This window comes from Pseudoflavonifractor sp. An44 (assembly GCF_002161675.1).
Taxonomy (GTDB): domain Bacteria; phylum Bacillota; class Clostridia; order Oscillospirales; family Oscillospiraceae; genus Enterenecus; species Enterenecus faecium.
Genome location: NZ_NFIH01000004.1, coordinates 71,796 through 94,223, shown reverse-complemented (window position 1 = coordinate 94,223; position 22,428 = coordinate 71,796). Strand labels below are relative to the sequence as shown.

19 protein-coding genes are annotated in these 22,428 nt (G+C 60.2%); 16 read left to right on the top strand and 3 right to left on the bottom strand.

All coding sequences use genetic code 11. The annotated features are described in order from the left end of the window. Positions 1–21 precede the first annotated feature (21 nt). The 4 genes from ftsZ (at position 22) to B5F98_RS03115 (ending at position 4,973) form a co-directional block, all read left to right on the top strand. Complete coding sequence (ftsZ, locus tag B5F98_RS03130) at positions 22–1,074, top strand: cell division protein FtsZ (protein WP_087231282.1); 1,053 nt, start codon at positions 22–24, stop codon at positions 1,072–1,074. A gap of 70 nt (positions 1,075–1,144) precedes the next feature. Then, complete coding sequence (gene gluQRS / locus B5F98_RS03125) at positions 1,145–2,071, top strand: tRNA glutamyl-Q(34) synthetase GluQRS (RefSeq protein WP_087369570.1); 927 nt, start codon at positions 1,145–1,147, stop codon at positions 2,069–2,071. Between the two features lie 58 nt (positions 2,072–2,129). After that, on the top strand, positions 2,130–3,605 hold the full coding sequence (guaB, locus tag B5F98_RS03120; RefSeq protein ID WP_087231288.1) for an IMP dehydrogenase: 1,476 nt from the start codon (positions 2,130–2,132) through the stop codon (positions 3,603–3,605). 336 nt (positions 3,606–3,941) lie between these two features. Beyond that, positions 3,942–4,973, top strand: coding sequence for a glycoside hydrolase family 25 protein (locus B5F98_RS03115; protein WP_158099765.1), 1,032 nt, complete (start codon positions 3,942–3,944; stop codon positions 4,971–4,973). Positions 4,974–5,041: 68 nt separating this feature from the next. On the opposite strand, the gene B5F98_RS03110 is transcribed toward B5F98_RS03115, so the two are convergent. Beyond that, positions 5,042–6,103 carry a WYL domain-containing protein gene (locus B5F98_RS03110; RefSeq protein ID WP_242961583.1) on the bottom strand — a complete coding sequence of 354 codons (1,062 nt, stop codon included), beginning with the start codon at positions 6,101–6,103 and terminating at the stop codon, positions 5,042–5,044. Between the two features lie 172 nt (positions 6,104–6,275). Here B5F98_RS03110 and B5F98_RS03105 point away from each other — a divergent pair, with 172 nt between their 5' ends. The 11 genes from B5F98_RS03105 to B5F98_RS03060 all read left to right on the top strand — a co-directional run bounded on the left by B5F98_RS03105 (position 6,276) and on the right by B5F98_RS03060 (position 19,811). Continuing rightward, the gene (locus B5F98_RS03105) at positions 6,276–6,965 is read left to right on the top strand and encodes a tetratricopeptide repeat protein (protein ID WP_087369567.1); all 690 of its coding nucleotides are present in this window, start codon (positions 6,276–6,278) and stop codon (positions 6,963–6,965) included. A gap of 14 nt (positions 6,966–6,979) precedes the next feature. Then, the gene (locus B5F98_RS12655) at positions 6,980–7,153 is read left to right on the top strand and encodes a BC1881 family protein (protein ID WP_158099764.1); all 174 of its coding nucleotides are present in this window, start codon (positions 6,980–6,982) and stop codon (positions 7,151–7,153) included. A 219-nt stretch (positions 7,154–7,372) separates the two neighbouring features. Then, a complete protein-coding gene (locus B5F98_RS03100; RefSeq protein ID WP_087369566.1) occupies positions 7,373–8,425 on the top strand; it encodes a reverse transcriptase family protein in 1,053 nt (350 codons plus the stop codon). Between the two features lie 22 nt (positions 8,426–8,447). After that, complete coding sequence (locus B5F98_RS03095) at positions 8,448–9,020, top strand: DNA-3-methyladenine glycosylase (protein WP_087369565.1); 573 nt, start codon at positions 8,448–8,450, stop codon at positions 9,018–9,020. A 21-nt stretch (positions 9,021–9,041) separates the two neighbouring features. Next, positions 9,042–9,842 (top strand): agmatine deiminase family protein, encoded by an 801-nt coding sequence (locus B5F98_RS03090; RefSeq protein ID WP_087369564.1) that lies wholly within the window; start codon positions 9,042–9,044, stop codon positions 9,840–9,842. 73 nt (positions 9,843–9,915) lie between these two features. Beyond that, entirely contained in the window at positions 9,916–13,197 is a 3,282-nt protein-coding gene (locus B5F98_RS03085) for a PD-(D/E)XK nuclease family protein (protein WP_087369563.1), read from the top strand. Next, positions 13,187–16,747: a helicase-exonuclease AddAB subunit AddA gene (gene addA / locus B5F98_RS03080; protein ID WP_087369562.1), complete on the top strand. Its 3,561-nt coding sequence runs from the start codon at positions 13,187–13,189 to the stop codon at positions 16,745–16,747. Before B5F98_RS03085 ends, addA begins: the two co-directional genes overlap by 11 nt. 108 nt (positions 16,748–16,855) lie before the next feature. Then, the gene (gene rpmE / locus B5F98_RS03075; RefSeq protein ID WP_087231297.1) at positions 16,856–17,056 is read left to right on the top strand and encodes a 50S ribosomal protein L31; all 201 of its coding nucleotides are present in this window, start codon (positions 16,856–16,858) and stop codon (positions 17,054–17,056) included. A 106-nt stretch (positions 17,057–17,162) separates the two neighbouring features. After that, on the top strand, positions 17,163–17,669 hold the full coding sequence (locus tag B5F98_RS03070) for a flavin reductase (protein WP_087369561.1): 507 nt from the start codon (positions 17,163–17,165) through the stop codon (positions 17,667–17,669). Positions 17,670–17,888: 219 nt separating this feature from the next. Further along, positions 17,889–19,178: a GTPase HflX gene (hflX, locus tag B5F98_RS03065; RefSeq protein WP_087231303.1), complete on the top strand. Its 1,290-nt coding sequence runs from the start codon at positions 17,889–17,891 to the stop codon at positions 19,176–19,178. Positions 19,179–19,184: 6 nt separating this feature from the next. After that, positions 19,185–19,811, top strand: coding sequence for a YigZ family protein (locus B5F98_RS03060; RefSeq protein ID WP_087369560.1), 627 nt, complete (start codon positions 19,185–19,187; stop codon positions 19,809–19,811). On the opposite strand, the gene B5F98_RS03055 is transcribed toward B5F98_RS03060, so the two are convergent. Continuing rightward, positions 19,789–20,445 (bottom strand): TIGR01906 family membrane protein, encoded by a 657-nt coding sequence (locus B5F98_RS03055; protein ID WP_158099762.1) that lies wholly within the window; start codon positions 20,443–20,445, stop codon positions 19,789–19,791. The genes B5F98_RS03060 and B5F98_RS03055 overlap by 23 nt on opposite strands. An 88-nt stretch (positions 20,446–20,533) precedes the next feature. Between B5F98_RS03055 and B5F98_RS03050 the strand changes: the two genes are divergently transcribed. Then, positions 20,534–21,799, top strand: coding sequence for an MFS transporter (locus tag B5F98_RS03050; protein WP_158096755.1), 1,266 nt, complete (start codon positions 20,534–20,536; stop codon positions 21,797–21,799). A 39-nt stretch (positions 21,800–21,838) separates the two neighbouring features. Here B5F98_RS03050 and B5F98_RS03045 read toward each other — a convergent pair whose 3' ends face one another. After that, positions 21,839–22,414 (bottom strand): hypothetical protein, encoded by a 576-nt coding sequence (locus tag B5F98_RS03045; protein WP_143482181.1) that lies wholly within the window; start codon positions 22,412–22,414, stop codon positions 21,839–21,841. Between the last annotated feature and the right edge of the window lie 14 nt (positions 22,415–22,428).

Genomic DNA, 22,428 nt, shown 5'->3' with positions numbered 1-22,428 from the left:
GGATATAGGAGGGTCATATTTATGGCTTTTGTCATGGATTCTGAGGTAAAAAGTGGCGACACCTTGAAGGTCATCGGTGTCGGCGGCGGCGGTTGTAACGTGGTCAACCGCATGGTGCGTGTGGGCATGCAGGGTGTGGAGTTCATTGCTGTGAACACCGACCGTCAGTGCCTGGCCGCCTCCGAGGCCACCCAGAAGCTGCCCATCGGCGAGAAGCTCACCGCCGGTAAGGGCGCTGGCGCCAACCCCGAGGTGGGCCGTGAGTCTGCCAAGGAGAGCAAGGACCAGATTTCCGCTCTGCTGGACAACACCGACATGGTGTTCGTCACCGCCGGTATGGGCGGCGGTACCGGCACCGGCGCTGCTCCCGTGGTGGCTGAGATCGCCAAGTCCCGTGGTATCCTCACTGTGGGCGTGGTCACCAAGCCCTTCAGCTTTGAGGGCCGCCGCCGTATGGACCAGGCCATGAAGGGCATTGAGGAGCTGCAGTCCAAGGTGGACTCCCTGGTCATCATCCCCAACGACCGCCTCCAGTACGCCACCGATGAGAAGATCACCTTCGCCAACGCCTTCGCCATCGCCGACGACGTGCTGCGTCAGGCTGTGCAGTCCATCTCCGACCTGATCACCACCACTGGTCTGATCAACCTGGACTTCGCCGACGTCACCGCCGTCATGAAGGACGCCGGTCTGGCTCACATGGGCGTGGGCCGTGCCGCTGGCAAGAACCGCGCGGAGGAGGCCACCCGTCTGGCCATCAACAGCCCCCTGCTGGAGACCTCCATCCAGGGCGCCAAGGGCATCATCGTCAACATCACCGGTCCCATGGACATCGGTCTGGACGAGGTGGAAGTGGCCGCCGAGATGGTCAAGGAAGTGGCCGATCCCGACGCCCTGTTCATGATGGGTGCCGCCTTTGACGACTCCCTCCAGGATGAGATTCGGGTCACCGTCATCGCCACCGGCTTCGGCGGCGTGAGCAACCCCACTCCCGGCAAGGAGGAGGCTGAGCAGCCCAAGGAGAAGGAGAAGGACCCCTTCGACGACATCTTCCAGATTTTCCAGAATAAGTAATCCATATTCACTCGTGCCGCTGCTTTTTGCAGCGGCACGAGCGCTATTTTATCAACAGGAGAGATGGACCATGACGGTACGGGGACGGTTTGCCCCCAGTCCCAGCGGGCGGATGCACCTGGGCAACCTGCTGGCGGCGCTGCTGGCCTGGCTGGATGTGCGCAGCCAGGGCGGGGTGATGGTGCTGCGCATGGAAGACCTGGACCCCCAGCGGTGCTCTCTGGATAAGGCAGCCCAGCTGGTGGAGGATTTGCAGTGGCTGGGCCTGGACTGGGACGAGGGCGGCTTAGAGCCGGAGTATTGCCAGTCCCGCCGCTGGGACCACTATGAGGCGGCGTTCCGCCGCCTGGAGGAGTTGGGACTCATCTACCCCTGCTACTGCACCCGGGCGGAGCGCCTGGCCGCCTCGGCCCCTCACGCCTCGGATGGGGCGGTGGTGTATTCAGGCCGCTGCGCCCACCTCACGGCCCAGCAGCGGCAGGACCTGGAGGCAGCGGGGAGACGCCCGGCCTTCCGGGTGCGGGTGCCCCGAGAGGAGATTACCATAGAGGACGGCCACATGGGCCCCTACACCCAGCAGCTGGACCGGGACTGCGGGGACTTCATCGTCCGACGCTCCGACGGGGTGTGGGCCTATCAGCTGGCCGTGGTGGTGGACGACGCCCTCATGGGAGTGAGTCACGTGGTGCGGGGCTGTGATCTGCTCTCTTCGTCCCCGGCCCAGGCGTGGCTCCACCGGACCCTGGGGTATGAGCCACCCCAGTTTTACCACCTGCCTCTGATGGTGGACACCCAGGGGCGGCGGCTATCCAAGCGGGACCGGGACCTGGATATGGGGGTGCTGAGAGAGAAATACACGCCCCAGGAGTTGGTGGGCTGGCTGGGCTGGCTGGCGGGTTTGCAAGATACGCCAAAAAGTGCCACACCGGACCAGCTGATTTCCCGGTTCCACTGGTCAAAAGTGCCGAAAACGTCCATTGTTGTCGGTTCAACTTGACACCCTTTTTTCCAGAGCGTAAAATAAAATATCAATACAATTTTGGAGGAGTGGTAAAATGTCGCAGATTCAATACAATGACAAATTTGTAAAAATGGGTCTGACCTTCGACGACGTGCTGCTGATTCCTGCCGAGAGCAACGTGCTCCCCGCAGACATCGACCTGCACACCCGTCTCACCCGCAAGATCACCCTGAATATCCCTGTGGTGAGTGCCGCCATGGACACGGTCACCGAGTCCCGGATGGCCATCGCCCTGGCCCGGGAAGGCGGTCTGGGTATCATCCACAAGAATATGTCCATCGGCGCTCAGGCCGAGCAGGTGGACATGGTCAAGCGCAGTGAGAACGGCGTTATCACCAACCCCTTCTTCCTCGGCCCAGGCCACACCCTGGCTGAGGCAGACGAGCTGATGGCGAAGTACCGCATCTCTGGTGTGCCCATCTGCGACAACGGCAAGCTCATTGGTATTATCACCAACCGTGATATGAAGTTTGAGACCGACATGTCTCAGCTCATTGACAACGTGATGACCAAGGACAACCTGGTCACCGCTCCCGAGGGAACCACCCTCCAGGAGGCCCGTGAGATCCTCCGCCGCCACAAGATTGAGAAGCTGCCCATCGTGGACAGCGAGAACCACCTGAAGGGCCTGATCACCATCAAGGACATCGACAAGGCCCAGGTGTACCCCAACTCCGCCCGTGATGAGAAGGGCCGCCTGATGGTGGGTGCCGCCATCGGCGTCACCGCCGACGTGCTGGACCGTGTGGCCGCCCTGGTGGAGGCTGGCGCCGACGTGCTGTGCCTGGACTCCGCTCACGGCCACTCCCAGAACATCCTCAACTGCGTCAAGCGCATCAAGAGCCTGTACCCCGACGTGCAGCTCATCGCCGGCAACGTGGCCACCGCCGAGGGCACTCGCGCCCTCATCGAGGCTGGTGCCGACTGCGTGAAGATCGGTATCGGCCCCGGCTCCATCTGCACCACCCGTGTGGTGGCTGGTATCGGCGTGCCTCAGATCACCGCCGTGTACGACGCCGCCCGTGTGGCTGCTGAGTACGACGTGCCCATCATCGCCGACGGCGGCATCAAGTTCTCCGGCGACATCGCCAAGGCCATTGCCGCTGGCGGCAACGTGGTTATGCTGGGCTCCCTGCTGGCTGGCTGCGAGGAGTCCCCCGGCGACACCGAGGTCTACCAGGGCCGTCAGTTCAAGGTCTACCGTGGCATGGGCTCTCTGGGCGCCATGGCCTGCGGCTCCAAGGACCGTTACTTCCAGCAGAACAACAAGAAGCTGGTGCCCGAAGGCGTGGAAGGCCGCGTGCCTTACAAGGGACCTGTGGCCGACACCATCTATCAGATGATGGGCGGCCTGAAGGCCGGTATGGGCTACTGCGGCTGCGGCACCATCGACGAGCTGCGCACCAAGGCCCAGTTCACCCAGATCACTGCCGCCGGTCTCCGGGAGTCTCACCCCCACGATATCTACATCACCAAGGAAGCTCCCAACTACACCGTCAATCCCCAATAATTACTTCTCGAAAATGCGAGCATTTTCTCGAGGGGATGCAGCCCGCTGCATGCATAATCGGGTCAAAGGGCGACCCGATTCCACACTGGCGGGCTGAGAAGTGTTTTTCCCGATGCGCATGTCCTCGGAAAAAACGCCATTCCAATTTATTTTCCTGCCAGCGGGCGGGAAAACTCTGCCGAGGGCTTTGGCCTATGCAAGCAAGTCCGAACTTCTTGTGTGGACGTTGGCTTTTTGACAGTCTTCATCTGCCACAGAGGGAAACCTCTGTGGCAGATTTTTTCATTGCATTCACAGGGGAAAATCCATATAATGTGGGGAAAGGAGGGATACCCGTTGGAACATCAGATGTTAGACCAGGAGAGAGAGACAGCGGAGGAGACCTCTAAACGGCTGGGGCGGGCACCTCAGCGAACCCCACAGAAACAGAAATGGCCGGGGAAGAAATGGGCGTTGGCTTTGTGTGTGGCGGTGGCCATCTTCGGCGGCCTGTGCCTGAAGGTATATCAGCTCCACAACCGGGTGGAGTGGCTGCTGGAGAACACTGTGGCCAAGAGCACCATCCGGGACCTGGCCTACCAGTACGGCCTCACCACCACCTTTCTCCAAAAGCTGTTCCCCCAGTCCTATGTATATATGGGGGCCAACGGCATCACCATTTCGCCCCTCAAGAACGACCTGACCCAGCACAGCTACGACTGGAGCGGGCTGAGCGAGGAGAATGGCCGATACCAGTACACCGCCCCAGACGGCACCCAGGCCCTGGCAGGGGTGGACGTGTCCACCTACAACGGGGACATCGACTGGGCGGCAGTGAAGGCCGACGGCATCTCCTTTGCCATGATACGCCTGGGCTTCCGGGGCTACGGGGAGACGGGCAACTTGGTGCTGGATGACAAGTTCCAGCAAAACATCCAGGGAGCCACCCAGGCAGGGCTGGACGTGGGGGTGTACTTCTTCTCCCAGGCCGTCACCGTGGACGAGGCGGTGGAGGAGGCGGAGTATGTGCTGGACGCCCTGGAGGGGGATTCCATCACCTACCCCGTGGTATTTGACCTGGAGCAGGTGGCCCATGACGAGGCCCGCACCGACGATCTGAGCGTGGAGACTGCCACGGAAATCACCCAGGCCTTTTGCCAAACCATTGCCCAGGCGGGCTATCAGCCTATGATCTACGGCAACGTGACGTGGCTCATGGACCGCATTGACCTGACCCAGCTCACTGAGTACCAGCTGTGGCTGGCCCAGTACCAGAGCACCCCCACCTTTCCCTATCAGTTTACCATGTGGCAGTACAGCCACCAGGGCAGCGTGGCGGGAATTGAGGGGAATGTGGACCTGAATCTACTGCTGACGACCTTGTCCTGAGATGCGTACAACAACCAAAACCACCCATCTGACCTTGCTCGGATGGGTGGTTTTCTTCGTTATAGTGATCAATCGAAGGAGGGAATGGCGTGGTAGTTGGATAGGGCTTGTTCCAGACTTTCCGCCACACGCTGTGCAAGGGGGAGGGGCTTTAAGACGGTTACATCTGGGGAATAGGTTTTGGCAAAGTGTTCAATGGCCATTTCGTTGGCATAAACGGTCATTGTGACATGGGAGTCTGTCTCATCGTGAAAATCCACCTGGTGGCCGAACAGGTCGATCACATCGCTGACCATGAATTTGGAAATACGCAGACTTGCATGAATGTTTTCACTGGAATACATGTAGGGGTGTTGTCTCATGTAGGTGGCCAAATCCAGAGAATCACCATTGGCCCATTTTAGTTGAGAAAACGGCTTTGCTGCCTCATCCAGAATGCGCAGGTTTAGAATACGATCCAGACGGTAGTTGGAGATGTCATCGTATTTGTCATGATTGCATATGAGGTAGTACTTGCCCTCTCTGGCGGCCATTTGATAGGGGCTGATGACATATTCCCGAGCTGACCCATCGGGACGTTTGCGCACGTGTACTTTTTTATCCGTTCCATATTCGGTATACTGGAAGGAGACCTTTCGGTGCTTGCTGATGGCCTCATCCAAGAGCTCAATGGTGTAGAACAGCTGCTTGTTATGTCCAACATCCTGGGGCATCCGGGCAATATGCTTGACCCGGGAGCGAAAGTAGACGTTGGACAACCCTTCCAGCTTGCCAATCAGGTCTTTGCACTGGTTGTGTGGAATGTGGCCGGAAAACAGGAGGCTGTCAATGAGCAGCCGGAGTTCTCCGGCGGTAAAGTCCCGTTTTAGGTAGAAATCGGACCAGAGATAGCTCTCTTCCTGGGTGGTTTGCCCGGTTTTAGGATTGGTGACCGGAACCATGCGGACGGTTTCGGTGTACTCGATGTCATAGCCGCAGTCCATCAGGTTGAGCAGATTGCGCCGAATGGATTTTCGATCGGCACGCATGGAATATTCCCGTTCCAGGATATCGGCAATCTGCTTTTGGCTGAGTCGATGCTCTTCATCGGTGTATCGCTTAAGAATGTCCAGAATATTGAGAATCAGCATTTTTTTCGGCTGCTTGGAGTACATGGTAGCCCCACCTCTCAAGGTATATGAGTTTATTATATCGCATATGCCAGGTTTGACAAGGAGATGGGTGGGGAGAAAATGCCCCACGGTATGAGGTATTCTGTTCGTAAGCTTAAACCAGCACACGTTGGAATAGGAGTGGTATGTCATGGATGTGGAGATTTCTCAGCAGGTTCAAGATTGGGTGGAGTTGTGGCAGGATGCCAACCGAAAGAATGACCCCAGGGCGCAGTATCGGTTGGCCACGTTGTATGCGGCTTCCGCCGATGTGGAGGCAGAGAAGAAGGCGTTTGAGTGGTACAAAAAGTCAGCCGCTCAGGGATTTACAGATGCCTGCTTTTTCCTAGGAAAATGCTACGAGGATGGGAAAGGGACGAGAAAGAACTATCGTCAGGCCGTCCGATGGTACAAAGCAGCCCAGCGGGGTGTATCCGACGATTTAATGGAACATCCGGCGCCCATGGACCGCATTGAGGACGCTATGGTACAGCGATATATGGAATATGAGGCATATGCCCAGAGCGTGGACGAAGTGCTGGAGGCCCAAGGTAGTCCATGGGAGGATTCCTTTCAGAGAGATCTAGAGGAGGCTGAGAATGGGGATGCGGAGGCCCAGAATCGACTTGGACATCGGTATCGGTATGGACAAGGAGTGGAGCCGGACATGGAACAGGCGGTGTACTGGCTCTGGAAATCCGCTCAACAGGGGTGTGAAGCGGGAATCTCTCATTATGCGACGTGCATGGAAGAGAGAAAAGAGTACAAAGAGGCGGCAAAATGGCACCGCAAATATGCACAGATACTCATCAAGTGGAGAAAACGGCGATTGGGCTGGTAAATGAAAAGAAGGGAATGAGCTACATGGATTTATCCAAGGTGTCCACTCAGGAGCTGGTGGAAGAGTTGAGAAAACGGGAGGCGGTGGAGGTGGTGCAGATACTGCCCTATCAGGAGTATCGCATTTTGGTGGGAGACCGAGAGACCCGCGACAGCGGTCCCGCCCTTCTTCTGCGGGTCTGGGATTAACTTTGTGTTGCTGGACTTGGGGGGCAGTGGTAGAATAAACCTACAAGCAGGATGCTTTGCGGTAGAGTACAGGGAACGAAAGGTTCAAGGGGCGGCGAGTCGCCGTCTGGGGTTTCGATGCAGTGTTCGACTTTGACTGGGCAAAGTCGGTGGCTTGAATGGATATTCAAGTATTTTGGTACCGCAAGGAATCATGGTTTGTGAGTGGTGGGGAAATGTATGTATATCCGAGAGAATGGCACCATTTATTTTCATGAATGGGATAGACCGTTTGTCGCCAAGTTTGGGGAGCACACAGCCACTCAAATGGTGCTGGCGTTCCAAGCCGAACACCGTGGCCTACCATTTCTCTATGACACTCACCAGCTGGCTGCGTTCTTACAGATGAACCGCAAACGGCTGTTCGATCTAGTAAAGCAAGTGGATGAGCATTATGACCAGGTGAAAATAGTCCAAAAGAACGGAAAAATGCGAGTGCTCCATGTTCCGGATGGAGCATTGAAGGCGGTGCAGCGTCAAATTCAACGAAACATCCTGATGCACTTTTTGCCCTCCCCGCATGCCACGGCGTACATCCGCCGGAGAACTCTGGTGGACAATGCGGCACCTCATGTGGGGAAAAAGTACCTATTAAAGTTGGATATCACCGACTTTTTTGGCAGTATCCAATTTGCGCAGGTGTACCGCAGTGCCTTTTGCAGCCCCTATTTTCCTAAGCAGGTGGGGGTGTTGCTCACACGTCTGTGTTGTTGGCAGGGAGCTTTGCCCCAAGGCGCACCCACATCTCCGGCCCTTTCCAATTTGGTGATGAAATCCTTTGATGTATACCTGGGAGATTGGTGCCAGAAGCATGCCATTGCCTATACCCGTTATTGCGATGACATGACCTTTTCCGCAGACCGTCCCCTGTACATGGTCTACCAGAAGGTACAAATCATGTTGGAGCATATGGGGTTTTCCCTCCACGAGGACAAAACCTGTTTTGTCACCCGAGCTTCCCGGCAGTGTGTCACCGGACTTACCGTCAATGAAACCGTGTCGGTGTCCAGGGTGTACAAACGTCGACTTCGCCAGGAGCTGTATTACGCCCAAAAGTTTGGTTTGGCGGACAGTCTGAGGCACACCCAAAGAGGGGGGTTCTTCACAGGTGATACGCCAGATGTGGAGAGATATCGGAATCACCTGCTGGGTCAGGTGGGATTTGTCCTCCAAGTGGAGCCGGAAAACCGTTGGTTTCAACACGCAAGGAATGCGTTGAAAACAATGAGATAAACGAAAAAGGAGTGACCATAACATGAGCAAACCGGAGTGGATGACGCAGAAGGACTTTGACAAAAAGATGAAGGAGAAGGATCGAGATTTCTTCAAATGTCCCGCAGAAGAGTTGGCCCAAAAGCTGATCGGTAAGAATCTGTGCCACGTTGTCGATAAAGACAACAAGGACGAAGGACCCTTTGTGATTAAGGCTCGGATTCGGATCGCAGAGGCCTATCCAGAAAAGGACAAATTCACAGACGGGAATCGGGAAAAGAACAAGACCTCCCAGGCGTTGGAGGGTGGGCATTTGCACCTACATACCAAATGCTGCGAGGGTCGAAAGCGGTTGGATGTGGTAGCCAATAAGGTTGATGTATCCGAAGGGGTTTTGATCTGTGGCCTCGACCCCTATGAGGATGGACCTCAAAGAGTGGTATGGGCAATGGAAATTCTGGACAGTGCCGATGGCATGGATATGCTGAAAGATGACGCCGAAATCTGGATCGAGGACGATGGCACCCAGGCGGAGTTGAAGGAGCCGACGAAACGAAAGAACATCCCCGACGACAAGCCCCTGCGCTTCGAGGCAAAGCGGTTTATCTTCAAGTGAGGGGGAGGGGGGAGAAACCGAATGCTCTATCTTTCTTCTTTGCTCCAAACAACCCCCATTTATCAAGCTGCGGCGGACAGATTGTCCGCCGCACTTGCGTCTCAACAGATTCCATATCGGTTTTTGACCGGGACCAAGGACATCTGGCTGCGAGATTTCATGCCGGTCCAAATTCGAGATGGCACCTTTGTCTCCTTTCGCTATGACCCGGGGTATCTCCAAGACACTCCCGAGCTGAAAACCGATTATGAGAAGGACATTGCCCCCCAGCTTTCTTTGGCTGCGACGTATTCCTCCATCAACCTGGACGGCGGAAATGTGGTGTTCTCCCCATCCAGGGAACAGGTGGTCATCAGCGATCGGGTGCTGGGAGAAAATCCTGCATATGCGCCCCAAGAGCTGGTGAAGGCACTAGAGGAGCAGCTGATGGCCCAGGTGATTTTGATTCCATCCCTACCCAGTGATATGACCGGTCATGCGGACGGAATGGTTCGGTTTGTGGATGAGAACACCGTGGTGGGTAATCGTGTTCCCTCCAAATATGGCCTGGAGCAGCGCATCAAGCGGGCGTTGCGCACCTACCACATAGAGGTCATTGACTTTCCCTACTTCTCCTCTCCCAAAGACAGCGCCGTGGGGTGCTATCTCAATTTTCTGGAGACGGACACTTGCATCTTCCTACCTGTGTTCGACGTTGCCATGGACGAGGAAGCGGTGGCACAGGCACAAGATATCTTTTCCAAGCCCGTGGTACCGGTGTGTATCAATGAAATTGCAAAACAAGGCGGTGTCCTCAACTGCATCAGCTGGGAGATGCCGTAAGGTTTCACGGATTGCTTTCCCGGTACAAATCCGGTAGAATGAAACCCATCAACCCACGAGAGGAGGGTGCGCCATGCTCACCCTATTGTATGCCCGGGCGGGGCAGGAAATACGAAGAGAATTGCTGGAGCGGCTGGGGGCGTCCCCGGCCCAGCGTCGGCTGCTGCTGGTGCCTGAGCAGTACTCCCACGAGAGCGAGCGGGCCATGTGCCAGGTGCTGGGCAACGGGGCTTCCCGCACCTGTGAGGTACTCTCCTTCACCCGGCTGGCCGGACGGCTGCGGGAGGTGGCAGGGGGCGGGGCCGCCCCGGTGCTGGACGGGGGCGGGCGGATGCTGCTGATGTATGCCGCCCTGCGCCAGTGCGCGCCTCAGCTGCGCATCTACCGCTCCCCCTCCCGCAAGCCCGCCTTCCTCACCCACGTGCTGGCCACCATCGACGAGTGCAAAAGCTGCTGTGTGCAGCCTCAGCAGCTCTTGGAGGCCGGGGAGGAGCTGGGCGGCCAGCAGGGGGACAAGTGGCGGGACATTGGCCTACTCTACGCCGCCTATGAGGCCCTGGCGGCTCAGGGAGCCGCCGACCCCCGCAGCCGCCTGGACGTGCTGGCCCAGCAGCTCACCGAGACGGGCTGGGCCCAGGGCAAAGAAATCGCCGTATTCGGCTTCACCGACTTCACCCCCCAGGAGGAGCAGGTGCTGGAGCAGCTCATGCACCAGGCCCATGTCACCGTGGCCCTGGTATGTGACCCGGACAACGACCCGGAGGGCATCTTTGAGCCCGCTTTGCGGGCGGCCTCCCGGCTCAAGCGTCTGGCCCGGCGGGGCAGGGCAGGGGTGGAGGAGCATAGCCTCCACCGCCCCCAGCCCAGCCACTCCGCCCTCTCCTGGATGGAGGGGCACCTGTACGGCCCTTTACCTGACCCTTGGACAGTGGAATGCCCTGTGACCCTGGCCCAGGCCGCCACCCCTCGGCAGGAGGTGGAGTGGGCCGCCAGTGAGATCGTGGCGTTGCTGCGCACGGGAGACGTGCGGTGCCGGGACATTGTGGTGTGTCCCCGGCGGCTGGAGGGGTACGGGGAGCTGGTGGAGAGCGTCTTTGCCCAGTACGGCATCCCCGTCTACCTCAGCGCCATGGAGGACGTGCTGCGCCACCCGGTGCTGGCCCTGGTCACCTCCGCCTTGGCGGCCGCTGCCCAGGACTACCCCTATGAGGAGCTGTTCCGCTACCTGAAAACCGACCTCACCCCCCTGACCCAGGACCAGCGGGACATCCTGGAAAACTACGTCCTCACCTGGAACATTAAGGGGAGCCTGTGGACCAGGAAAAAGCCCTGGAACATGCACCCCCAGGGGTACGGCCTCCCCTTCTCGGAGGAGGACACCGCCCTGGTGCAGCGGCTGGACAATCTGCGCCGCCAGGTGATCGCCCCTCTGGAGCGGATGCGTAAGTGCCCCGATCAGACGGGAGCGGGGCGAGCCCAGGCCCTCTATCAGGTGTTGGAGGACATCGACCTGCCCAAACGTCTGGAGGAGCGGGCGGCTAGCCTGGAGCGCCGGGGCGACCTGAACACCGCCGCCCAGTACCGCCAGCTGTGGGACATTGTGGTGGGTGGCCTGGAGCAGTGCGCCCTGCTGCTGGGGGATACCCAGCTGGAGATGGAGGAGTTTGCCCGCCTCTTCGCCCTGGTGCTCAGCCAGTACGACGTGGGAGCCATCCCCGTGTCCCTGGACCGGGTCACGGTGGGCGAGGCCCCCCGCATGGCCCACAAGGAGTGCAAATACCTGTTTTTCCTGGGGGCGGACTCCACCGCCATTCCCAGCTGTGCTCCCGCCGCGGGCCTCTTCTCCGACCAGGACCGGGACGCTCTGGCGGCCTTGGAGGTGGAGCTGGCCTCTCGGCAGGAAGAGCAGCTGCGGCGAGAATTGACCATCGTGTACGAGACCTGTGCCCGCCCCACCCAGGGGCTGTACGTCAGCTACGCCCAGCAGGACGGGGCGGGGCAGGAGCGGGGGCCCAGCTTCCTCTATGAGCGGCTCACCCAGCTGTTTCCCACTGCCCGACACGGCGACCCCGCCGACGTGGCCTGTCGTCTGGCCGCCCCCGGCCCCGCCTTAGAGGCGGCGGGACGAGTGGGGCAGGTGCGGACGGTGTTGTCCCAGCTGCCCGACATGCGGGACCGGGTGCAGCGGCTCCAGGAGGCGGGACAGTGGCGGCGCGGCCGCCTGTCCCCCCAGGGGGTGCGCACCCTGTACGGCAAGGCGGTGCCCATGTCCGCCACCCGACTGGATTTGTACCAGTCCTGTCACTTCTGCCACTTTCTCCGGTTTGGCCTCAAGGCCCAGCCCCGGAAGCGGGCCAAGTTCGCCCCCTCCGACTACGGCACCTTTGTCCATGCGGTGCTGGAGGAAGTGCTGGGCCAGCACCCCGCCCCGGAGCAGTGCCGGGCTCTGGCCAAGGAGGCGGCGGACCGCTATGAAACCGAGGTGCTCCAGGGCCTGGAGGATGAGACCGCCCGGTTCCGCTGGCTCTTCGACCGCATGAAACAGTCGGTGCTCACGGTGGTGGACAGCGTGGCCGGGGAGCTGTCCGCCTCCCAGTTCGTCCCCGTGTGGCTGGAGCTGGGCTTCGGCAAAGGGGAGCAGCTGCCCCCGGTGGAGGTGGAGCAGGACGGCATTACCCTGCGTCTGTCCGGCTTTGTGGACCGGGTGGACAGCTGGGAGCACGAAGGAAAGCGCTACCTGCGGGTGGTGGACTATAAAACCGGAAAGAAGGCCTTCGACTTTGCGGAGGTGGAGGACGGGCGGGGCTTACAGATGCTCCTCTACCTCTTCGCCCTCAGCCGCAACGGTGAGGCACTGTTTGGAGACCAGACCCTTATCCCCGCCGGGGTGCTGTATGTGCCTGCCCGCACCGCCCTGGTGGATGGCAGCCGCAACACCGACCCTCAAGCGGTGGCCCAGGAGCAGGAGAAACAGCTGCGCCGCCAGGGGTTGGTGCTGGATGACCCGGCGGTGATCGACGCCATGGAGGAGGCTCCAGACGGCAAATACCGCTATCTGCCCATCAACTCCCGCAACCGGGACTGCCTGGTGAACGAAGAGCAGATGCGGGAGCTGGACGAGTATGTCACCCAGGTACTGCGCCAGGCTGCCAGCCAGGTGGCGGTGGGCAACATTGACGCTGACCCCTATTGGCGGGACGCCCAGCACAACGCCTGTCAGTGGTGTGAGTTCCGCTCTGCCTGCCACTTTGAGGAGTGCCTGGGGGACACCCTGCGCCGGAGACGGAGCAAGCGGGCGGTGGAATTTTGGAATTGGATGAAGGACCGAATGGGAGGTGGAGACCATGGCAATTGAACTCACCCGCCAGCAGCAGGCGGTGGTGGATAATCGGGGGGGCGACCTGCTGGTGTCCGCGGCCGCCGGGTCCGGCAAGACCCGGGTGCTGGTGGAGCGGCTGATGCAGCGGATTGAGCAGGGGGAGGACGTGGACCGGTTTTTGGTCATCACCTTCACCAACGCCGCCGCCGCCGAGCTGCGGGACCGCATTGCCGCCGCCATCCACGCACGGCTGGCCCAAAGACCCAACGACCGGCACCTGCGCCGAAATGCCACCTTGGTGTATCAGGCCCAGATCTGCACCATTGACGCCTTCTGTCTGGACTTTTTGCGCCAGTGGGGCCACCTGGCGGGGCTGGACCCGGACTTCCGCCTGTGTGACCAGGGCACCGGGGAGGAGTTGCGGAGGGAGGCCCTGGAGGAGGTGCTGGAGAGGCGGTATGCCAACATTGCAAACGATCCGGGCTTCCAGGCCCTGGCCGACAGCATGGCCGGGGACCGGGACGACCAGACCCTGGAGTCGGTGATTCTGGATATCCACGCAAAGGTCCAGAGCCAGGCAAGCCCTCTGGACTGGCTCATGGAGCGCAAGGCGGACTTTAATTTGAGCGGGGAGACCGCCCCGGAGGACACCCCCTGGGGCAAGCTGCTCCTCTCCGATGCCCAGGAGCTGGCCCAGTATTGGGCCCACACCCTGCAAGGGGTGTTGCAGGAGCTGGAGGAGGACCCCATTTTGTGGAACAACTATGGAGGCACCTTGGGTACCACCATTTACGGCCTGGAGCGGGTGCGGGAGGCCCAGGGCTGGGACGAGCTGGCCCAGGCCTTGCAGCAAGTGGCCTTTGAGCGCCCCAAGGCCAAGCGGGGGGACTGCGACGAGGCTCTAAAGGAGCGGGCCAAGGGATTGCGGGAGAGTTGCAAAAAGCAGCTGGAGAAGCTGAAACAGCGCTTCCAGGTGTCCGCAGCGGAGGCCATGGAGGACCTGCGGGCCATTGCCCCCGCCATGACCGCCCTGTTGGACGTGGTGGCGGAGTTTAACCAGGCCTTTGTGGCCCTCAAGGGCCGACACCGCCTCATTGATTTTGCCGACGGGGAGCACCTCACCGCTGCCCTCCTCACCGACGGGGAGGGGAACCCATCCCCCCTGGCCCTGGAGTGGCGCAAGCGGTATGTGGAGATCATGGTGGACGAGTACCAGGACACCAACGGGGTGCAAAACGCCATCTTTGACGCCCTGTCCCAGGGGGACAACCTATTTTTAGTGGGGGACGTGAAGCAGTCCATCTACCGCTTCCGCCTGGCAGACCCCACCATCTTCCTGGACAAGTACCGCCGCTTTGCCCCCTGGGAGGAGGCGGAGAAGGGACAGGGCCGTACCATCCCCCTGTCCGCCAACTTCCGCTCCCGCCCGGAGGTGCTGGACGCTACCAACTTTGTCTTCCGCAACGTGATGACCCAGGCGGTGGGAGAGCTGGACTACGATGAGGACCAGGCCCTGCGCCACGGGCGGCAGGATTTGCAGCCCGACCCCCAGTACGCTACCGAGCTGTGCTGTGTGGACCTATCCCAGCTGCCCGACCAGGAGGACAAGGTGAACAAGGACCTGGTGCAGGCCAGGCTGGTGGCCAAACGCATGAAGGAGCTGCTGGCCTCGGGGCTGCCCATCGGGGACCGACCCCTGCGCCCCGATGACATGGTGATCTTGCTCCGCTCCCCCGGCTCCACCCTGCGGTGGTATGCCGCCGCTCTGGACGAGGCGGGCATCCCCTGGAGCGCCGAAGGGGGGAGGGAGTTCTTCGGCACCACCGAGATCTCGGTGGCCATCTCCCTGTTGCAGGTGGTGGACAACCCCCGGCAGGACGTGCCCCTGCTGGCCGTCCTCCGCTCCCCAGTGTTGGGATTCTCCCCGGACCGTCTGGCCCAGCTGCGGGCCGGGTGCTCTGGCTGGGTGTATGAGGCGGTGGAGGCGGGAGCCCAGCGGGAGGAGGCGGACTGCGTGGCCTTCCTGGCCCTCTTGGGGGAACTGCGGGCCCTGGCCGCCGAAGAGAGCAGCCACAAGCTGCTGTGGTACATCTACCAGCGCACCGACCTGCCCGCCATCTTTGCCGCCATGCCCCAGGGCGGGGCTCGCAGAGCCAACCTCATGGCCCTGTACGAGGAGGCCAGGCGGTTTGAATCTGGAGGCCACAAGGGCCTCATGGCCTTTCTCATCCACCTCACCCGCCTGGCGGAAAACGGCCTGCCCGTCCCCGTGGAGGGGGAGAGCGTGGGGGGCGTGCGCATTCTGTCCATCCACCGCTCCAAGGGCCTGGAGTTCCCCGTGGTGTTCCTGTGCGGCTTAGAGCACCAGTTCAACACCGAGGACACCCGGTCCACCATCCTCTTCCACCCGGACTTAGGCCTGGGGCCCAAGCGGGTGGACCGGCAGCGGATGCTCCGCTACTCCACCATTGCCCGGGACGGGGTGGCCCTGCGTTTGAGCCAGCAGCTCATCGCCGAGGAGATGCGCCTTTTGTACGTGGCCATGACCCGGGCCGAGCACAAGCTCATTCTATTCACCAGCGTCAACGGCAAGAATTTGAAGCTGGACAAGCTGGCGGCCCAGGCCCAGTGCCCGCCGCCGCCCCGGCAGGTGGCGGGGGCCTCCTGCATGGCCGAGTGGGTGCTCACCCCCGCTTTGTGCCGGGAGGACAGCCAGCCCCTGTGGGATGAGCTGGGGCTCCAGCGTCCGTGCAGTGCCCCCCAGCAGGGGTACCGCTGGGACGTGAAGCTACTCACCCCTACCCAGGAGGACGCGGCCCGGGTGGGCCCCCTGGAGATGGGTGGGGAGGCAGAGCAGGGGGTGGAACTGCCCGCCGGGTGGCAGGAGGCTCTCACCTGGAGCTATCCACACCAGGTATCTGCCCAGATGCCCTCCAAGCTTACCGCCACCCAGCTCAAGGGCCGGGATAAGGATGCGGAAGCGGCCCAGGACGGGGTGGAATATGCCCCCGCCAAGCCCACAGTGACCCTGCGCCGCCCCGTGTTCCAGGGCCAGCGGCCTCTCACCCCCGCCCAGCAGGGTACCGCCCTGCATATGGTGATGCAGTATCTGAACTTTGACCGCACCCATACCCTGGAGGAGATTCAGGAAGAGATTGCCCGATTGGTAGCTCTGCAGTTTATCACACCCCAGCAGGGGGAGGCAGTGGAGCCAGGGCGGGTGCTGGCCTTCTTCCGGTCTCCGCTGGGCCAGCGGCTGGTGGCCTCGCCCCAGATGGAGCGGGAATTTAAATTTTCCATGCTGGTGCCCGCCGCCGACTACTACCCCAACGCCGAGGCGGGGGAGGAGGTGCTGCTCCAGGGCGTGGTGGACTGCTGGTTTGTGGAGGAAGACGGCACCGTGACGGTGCTGGACTTCAAGACCGACCGGGTCAGCGAGGCCACGGTGGAGCAGCGAGCCAAGGAATACCGCCCCCAGCTGGAGGCCTACAGCCGGGCTCTATCTCAGGCTTTGGAGCTGCCCGTGGGCCGTTGTACCCTGTGGTTTTTCAGCCTGGGGGAAGAAATCAGCTGGAAAATAAAATAATTTGAAAAAGCCCTTGCTTTTTTCCCCTAAGCGTGGTAAGATACATGTTGCGTTTACATGGAGTCATTGGGCTCCTGGACTTATTTTCGAAAGAAAGAGGTGAATTCCATGAAGGAAGGCATCCATCCCAACTATCAGCAGACCACTATTACTTGCGCCTGTGGCAACGTGATCGAGACTGGTTCTACTAAGAAGGACATTAAGGTGGAAGTCTGCTCCAAGTGTCACCCCTTCTACACCGGTAAGCAGAAGATGGTGGACACCGGCGGACGTGTCAGCCGCTTCAACAAGAAGTTCGGTTTGGGCTAATCTTATGGTTTCTTTCAAGGAGACGTTGCAGTGTGCAACGTCTCCTTGTCTTTTTATGCAAAGGTGCATATAATGAAACTATCAAAGATACAAGGAGGCTACCATCATGTTGAAAAAAGTGGAACCCAAGGAGTTGGACTTTAACGTGTTTTCCGCCATTGGTGACCAGTGGATGCTCATTACCGCCGGGGACAAGGAGGACTGCAACACCATGACCGCCTCCTGGGGTGGCCTGGGCATCCTGTGGGGCAGCCCCATTGCCATTGCCTATATCCGGCCCCAGCGGTACACCAAGGAGTTTGTGGACCGTGAGGAGTATTTCACCCTTTCTTTCTTTGGCCCTGAGTACCGTCCTCAGCTGGCCCTGTGCGGGTCCAAGAGCGGCAGATATGTGGACAAGGTGGCGGAGTGCGGCTTCACCGTGGCCACAGCAGCGGGGGACGCCCCGTATTTTGAAGAAGCGGACATGGTGCTGGTGTGCCGCAAGCGCATGGCCCAGCGCATGAATCCCTCCTACATCCCGGAGGACGTGCGGGAGAAGTGGTACCCGGAGGGAGATTACCACACCATGTACATCGGGGAGATTGTGGAGGCCCTGGTCAAACACCATTGAACGGACACCATGTGCCCGTTCAATGGTGGAGTGTTGCAGCCCACTGCGCGCAAGGCTTGCCCAAAGGACGGGCAAGCCTCACACTTGCGGGCTGAGAAGTGTTTTTCCCGATGCGCATGTCCTCGGGAAAAACGGGATTTCAATTGATTTCCCCGCCTGGGGGCGGGGAAACTCTGCCGAGGGCACGGTCCGAGCAAGACGAATGTTAGAGGAGTTTCTATGTTCGAAGATACACAAGTAAAAGAAATTAACCGCGCCATCCTGGTGGGGCTCAACGCTCCCAGCCTCACCAGGGAGGAGAACGCCACCGAGGAGACCCTGGAGGAGCTGGCGGCTCTGTTGGACACTGCTGGGGGCACCTGCCTGGGCACCGTGCTGCAAAATCGGCCCAATCCCGAGCCCCGCACCTTCATCGGCGAGGGCAAAACCGCCGAAATTAAGGAGCTGGTGGGGACCCTGGGAGCGGACATTGTCATCTTTGACAACCCCCTCTCGCCCTCTCAGCAGCGGGTGCTCACCGAGGAGCTGGGGGTGACGGTGATGGACCGGGCTGCCCTCATTCTGGACATCTTCGCCAAGCGGGCCCGCACCAGCGAGGGCCGCTTGCAGGTGGAGCTGGCCCAGTACAAGTATCTATTGCCCCGCCTGACCGGCATGTGGAAGCACCTGGAGCGGCAGGAGGGCGCCATCGGTACCCGTGGCCCTGGTGAGACCCAGCTGGAGAGCGACCGCCGCCACATCCACCGGAAAATTGCCAAGCTGGAGGATGAGCTCAAGGACGTGCGCCGGGTGCGGGCCACCCAGCGGGAGCGCCGGGAGAAAAACGAGGTGCCGGTGGTGGCCATCGTGGGCTACACCAACGCCGGAAAGTCCACCTTGCTCAATGCTCTCACCGGGGCGGACATTCCCGCCAACAACCGCCTCTTTGACACCTTGGACACCACCACCCGGATGCTGGAGATCTCGGACACCTGCACCGTGCTCATCTCCGACACCGTGGGCTTTATCTCCAAGCTGCCCCACCAGCTGGTGGACGCCTTCAAGGCCACCCTGGAGGAGCTGACCTTTGCAGACCTGCTGCTCCACGTCATCGACACCTCCGACCCCCTGTGGCGGGAGCAGGCGGACGTGGTGGACCGGCTCATTCTGGAGCTGGGCGCTGCGGAGACCCCCCGCCTGGAGGTCTTTAACAAGTGCGACCTGGCCCCGGCGGAGATTCTCCCCCACGGGGAGGACATTGTGTCCATCTCCGCCCGCACGGGAGCAGGACTGCCCCAGTTGCTGGAGGCCATTGGCCGCCGCCTGGACACCGGGGCACGCCGGGTCACCATCCACCTGCCCTACGACCAGGGCGGCCTGCTGGACACCCTGTACCGGGAGAGCAAGGTGGAGAAAGTGGACTACACCGAGACCATCGACGTGGTGGCGGTGTGTACCCCCAAGACCATCGGACGGCTGGGCCCTCTGGTGGAGGGGTGGAAGCCCCACAAAGAGGACTGGGAGGACTGAAGCAACATGAGTGAATACCTCATCCCCACCCGGGAGGCCCAGGCCACCCTGGTGGAAAAGCGCTCGGAGTTCATCGGCCACGTGTGGCCCATCGAGACCGAGGAGGAGGCCCGGGCCTGCATCGAGTGGGCCAAGAAGAAATATCACGACGCCCGGCACAACTGCTGGTGCTACATCGTCAAGGACGGCGCTGTGCGCTACTCCGACGACGGCGAGCCCCAGGGCACGGCGGGCCAGCCCATGCTGGGGGTATTCCAAAAAGAAGGAGTGACCAACGTCTGCTGTGTGGTCACTCGCTACTTTGGCGGTATTCTGTTGGGGGCCGGGGGCCTGGTGCGGGCCTATACCCAGGCCTCGAAAATGGCCCTGGATGAGTCGGGCATCTCGGTGGTGCGCCGCTGGGTGGAAGTCACTGTGGACTGCCCCTATAACTTCTTCGAGCGGGTGAAGCTGGAGGTCACCGCCCTCAATGGGGTGGTGGGGGATGTGGACTATACCGACCACGTCACCGTCCACGCTCTACTGCCGGAGGGCCAGGAGGTGCCCTTCGGGGCTAGAATCACCGAGATTTCCGCAGGAGGCTTTTCCGCTGTGGAAGTGGGGGAAGTTTTTAAACCCGTGCCTTTGGCCTGACGAAATCCCAGACAATCATCCCGATACATCCCACCAGCAACAGCCCTAAAATCAAGAGGGCACAGTTGCGGAAAAACACCTGGGGAAGAATGAAAATAATGGGGTCGGTGTTGGGGTTGAAGAGCCAGTTGTCTTTGCCGGGGAAGAACAGGTGGTGAAAGACCACAAAGGCCCGGTCAAAGTCCAGGGCGGCCAGGCCGCCGATCACGGCGAAGCTGACCCCCAGCCCGGCGCCTGCCCAGAATCCGGGCCCACGGCCCAAAATGGGCGCACATCGGCGTTTTAGAAGGCGGGTGAGGACGAAGAGCACCACACACGCCGCCACACTCCCAGCCAACAATCCCAGGTCCAGCAAAAACAGGCCCCGCACGTCGGCAAAGTGGCTGGCCCCTTCCTGGGAATGGGGGAGGATGCCGGTGGAAAAGGTGTCGCCGCCGGTACAGTAGTCCATCATCTCGTTATAGGCCCGGCGGATTTCGGTCTCAGATAGTCCGATCTGCTCGGTGAGGTCCAGCGCGTCGATGTGGGCATAGTAGAAGGAGCGGCACAAAATAGGGGCGGCAATGGCTCCGGTGAGCACCACCACAGCCGCCAGCACCGCCCACAAGAGAGTGAGGATTTTACTTCGTTTCATGGGAGGACCCCTCCTTGGTGGATTCCCTGACAGTATACCACGCATTGAGGCGTTTTCCAATCGTATTGTTCTGCGAGAGAGGAGAGTTTTGAGTACCCCGTCTACGTTGTGGACCCGGGACTTCACCATCATCACATTGGGCAGTGTGGTGTCTATGGTGGGCAGTACCTTGTCCGGCTTTGCCATGAGTATCATGGTGCTGGACTACACCGGGTCCACCCTTTTATACGCAATTTTCAACATCGGTTTCCAGCTTCCGGTGCTGGTGGTCCCCCTGTTGGCGGGGCCGTACCTGGACCGGATGAGCCGGAAAAAAGTGATTTATCGGCTGGACTTTCTGTCCGCCTTTCTCTACCTGTTGATGTTCCTGCTCATGAGTCAGGGCTGGTTTAACTACCTGGTGCTGCTGGCCTTCTGCCTCATTACAGGCGCCATCAACAGCGTGTATTCCGTGGCCTATGACAGTTTCTATCCCAACCTCATCACGGAAGGGAACTTCTCCAAGGCCTATTCCATCTCCAGTCTGCTCTGGCCTCTGGCGGCCATGACCTCCCCCATTGCGGCCCTCATCTATGACCGTATGGGTACCATCCTGCCCTTGTTGGCCCTGGATGGTGTGAGCTTTTTCATTGCCGCCTGCTTTGAGCGCACCATCCGCTACCAGGAGACCCACATGGACAAGGCCGCCCCGGTGCAGAGTCAGAACCCTCTGCGGCAGTTCGGCGTGGACTTCAAGGAGGGCATGTCCTACATTCTCTCTGAGAAGGGTCTACTGGCGGTGACGCTGTACTTCACCGTGAGCAACTTTGCCGGAAGCGGCGGCGGCACCCTGCACCTGCCCTTTTTCCGCAGTCATGCTTACCTGTATATCATGTGGCCGGTGGCGGCGGTGACCCTGTATGCCATCGTGTCCAACGCTGCGGTGATCGGGCGGCTGATTGGCGGCCTCATCCACTACAAGGTGCATTTTCCCACCCACTTGAAGTTCCGCATTGCCCTGTGCGTGTACGTTGTGGTGGGACTGAATGCGGCCATGGAGCTGTATCTCCCCATCCCCCTCATGGCCCTGGCCTTTTTCATCACCGGGGTGCTGGGGGTCACCAGCTACAACATCCGCATTGCCGCCACCCAGTCCTATGTGCCGGACACGAAACGGGCCCGGTTCAACGGCACCTTCCAGATGCTGTGCTCCCTGGGCGGCGTGGCGGGCACCCTGTTGGCCGGAACGCTGGCCGAGGGCATGGATGAGCGCCACGTCATCCTCCTGCTGGAGGCGGTGGACCTGGCGGCCATCCTGCTGTTTATGGTGGGGGGCCGGAAGTTCGTGGCCAAGCTGTACAATCGAGATCTATAGATAAGAAAGCCCTTCTGCCATGGAGCAGAAGGGCTTTCCCTATTGAAATAGATATCCCGGTGGCTGAACCTGCTCCAGAGTCTCCCAATCTAGGACGGAAATCAACTGGAAATACAGGTAGGCGTTCATTTCATCCAAGACCATGGCCATCTCTTCACAGTAGGCTGGGTCAGAGAGCAGCTTGGGGTGAAAGGGCATCTCCCGCCACAGGCGCAGGCCCAGCTGGGGGAACAGGTACTCCGTGCTGAGCTGTTCATCCTCCAGATCATAGATACAGGCGCTGTGGGCTTTTAAGGTGTTTACCAGGTCTTCCGCCGGGGTTTGAAATACCTTCAGTCCATGCAGGAGAATGGGAAGGTGGTGGCTCAGTTCTCCGTCTACCCCGATCTCCACCGCCCGGTCCTGGTAATAGTGTACCAGAAAGAAGAACTCATCCCCCTGGTAGCGGATGCAGGTGAGGGGACCCACTGTTTCTCTGGATATGTCCACCGGGGTGGAGGTGGGAAGCTGGGCCTCCGCACGAAGCTGTTCCACGGCGGTCAAAATCTCCTGGGGCGACATTCCCAGCTTTAAGGGGCCGATGCCCTGATGATAAGCTATACTAAGAGATTTCATATATAATCTGTTCA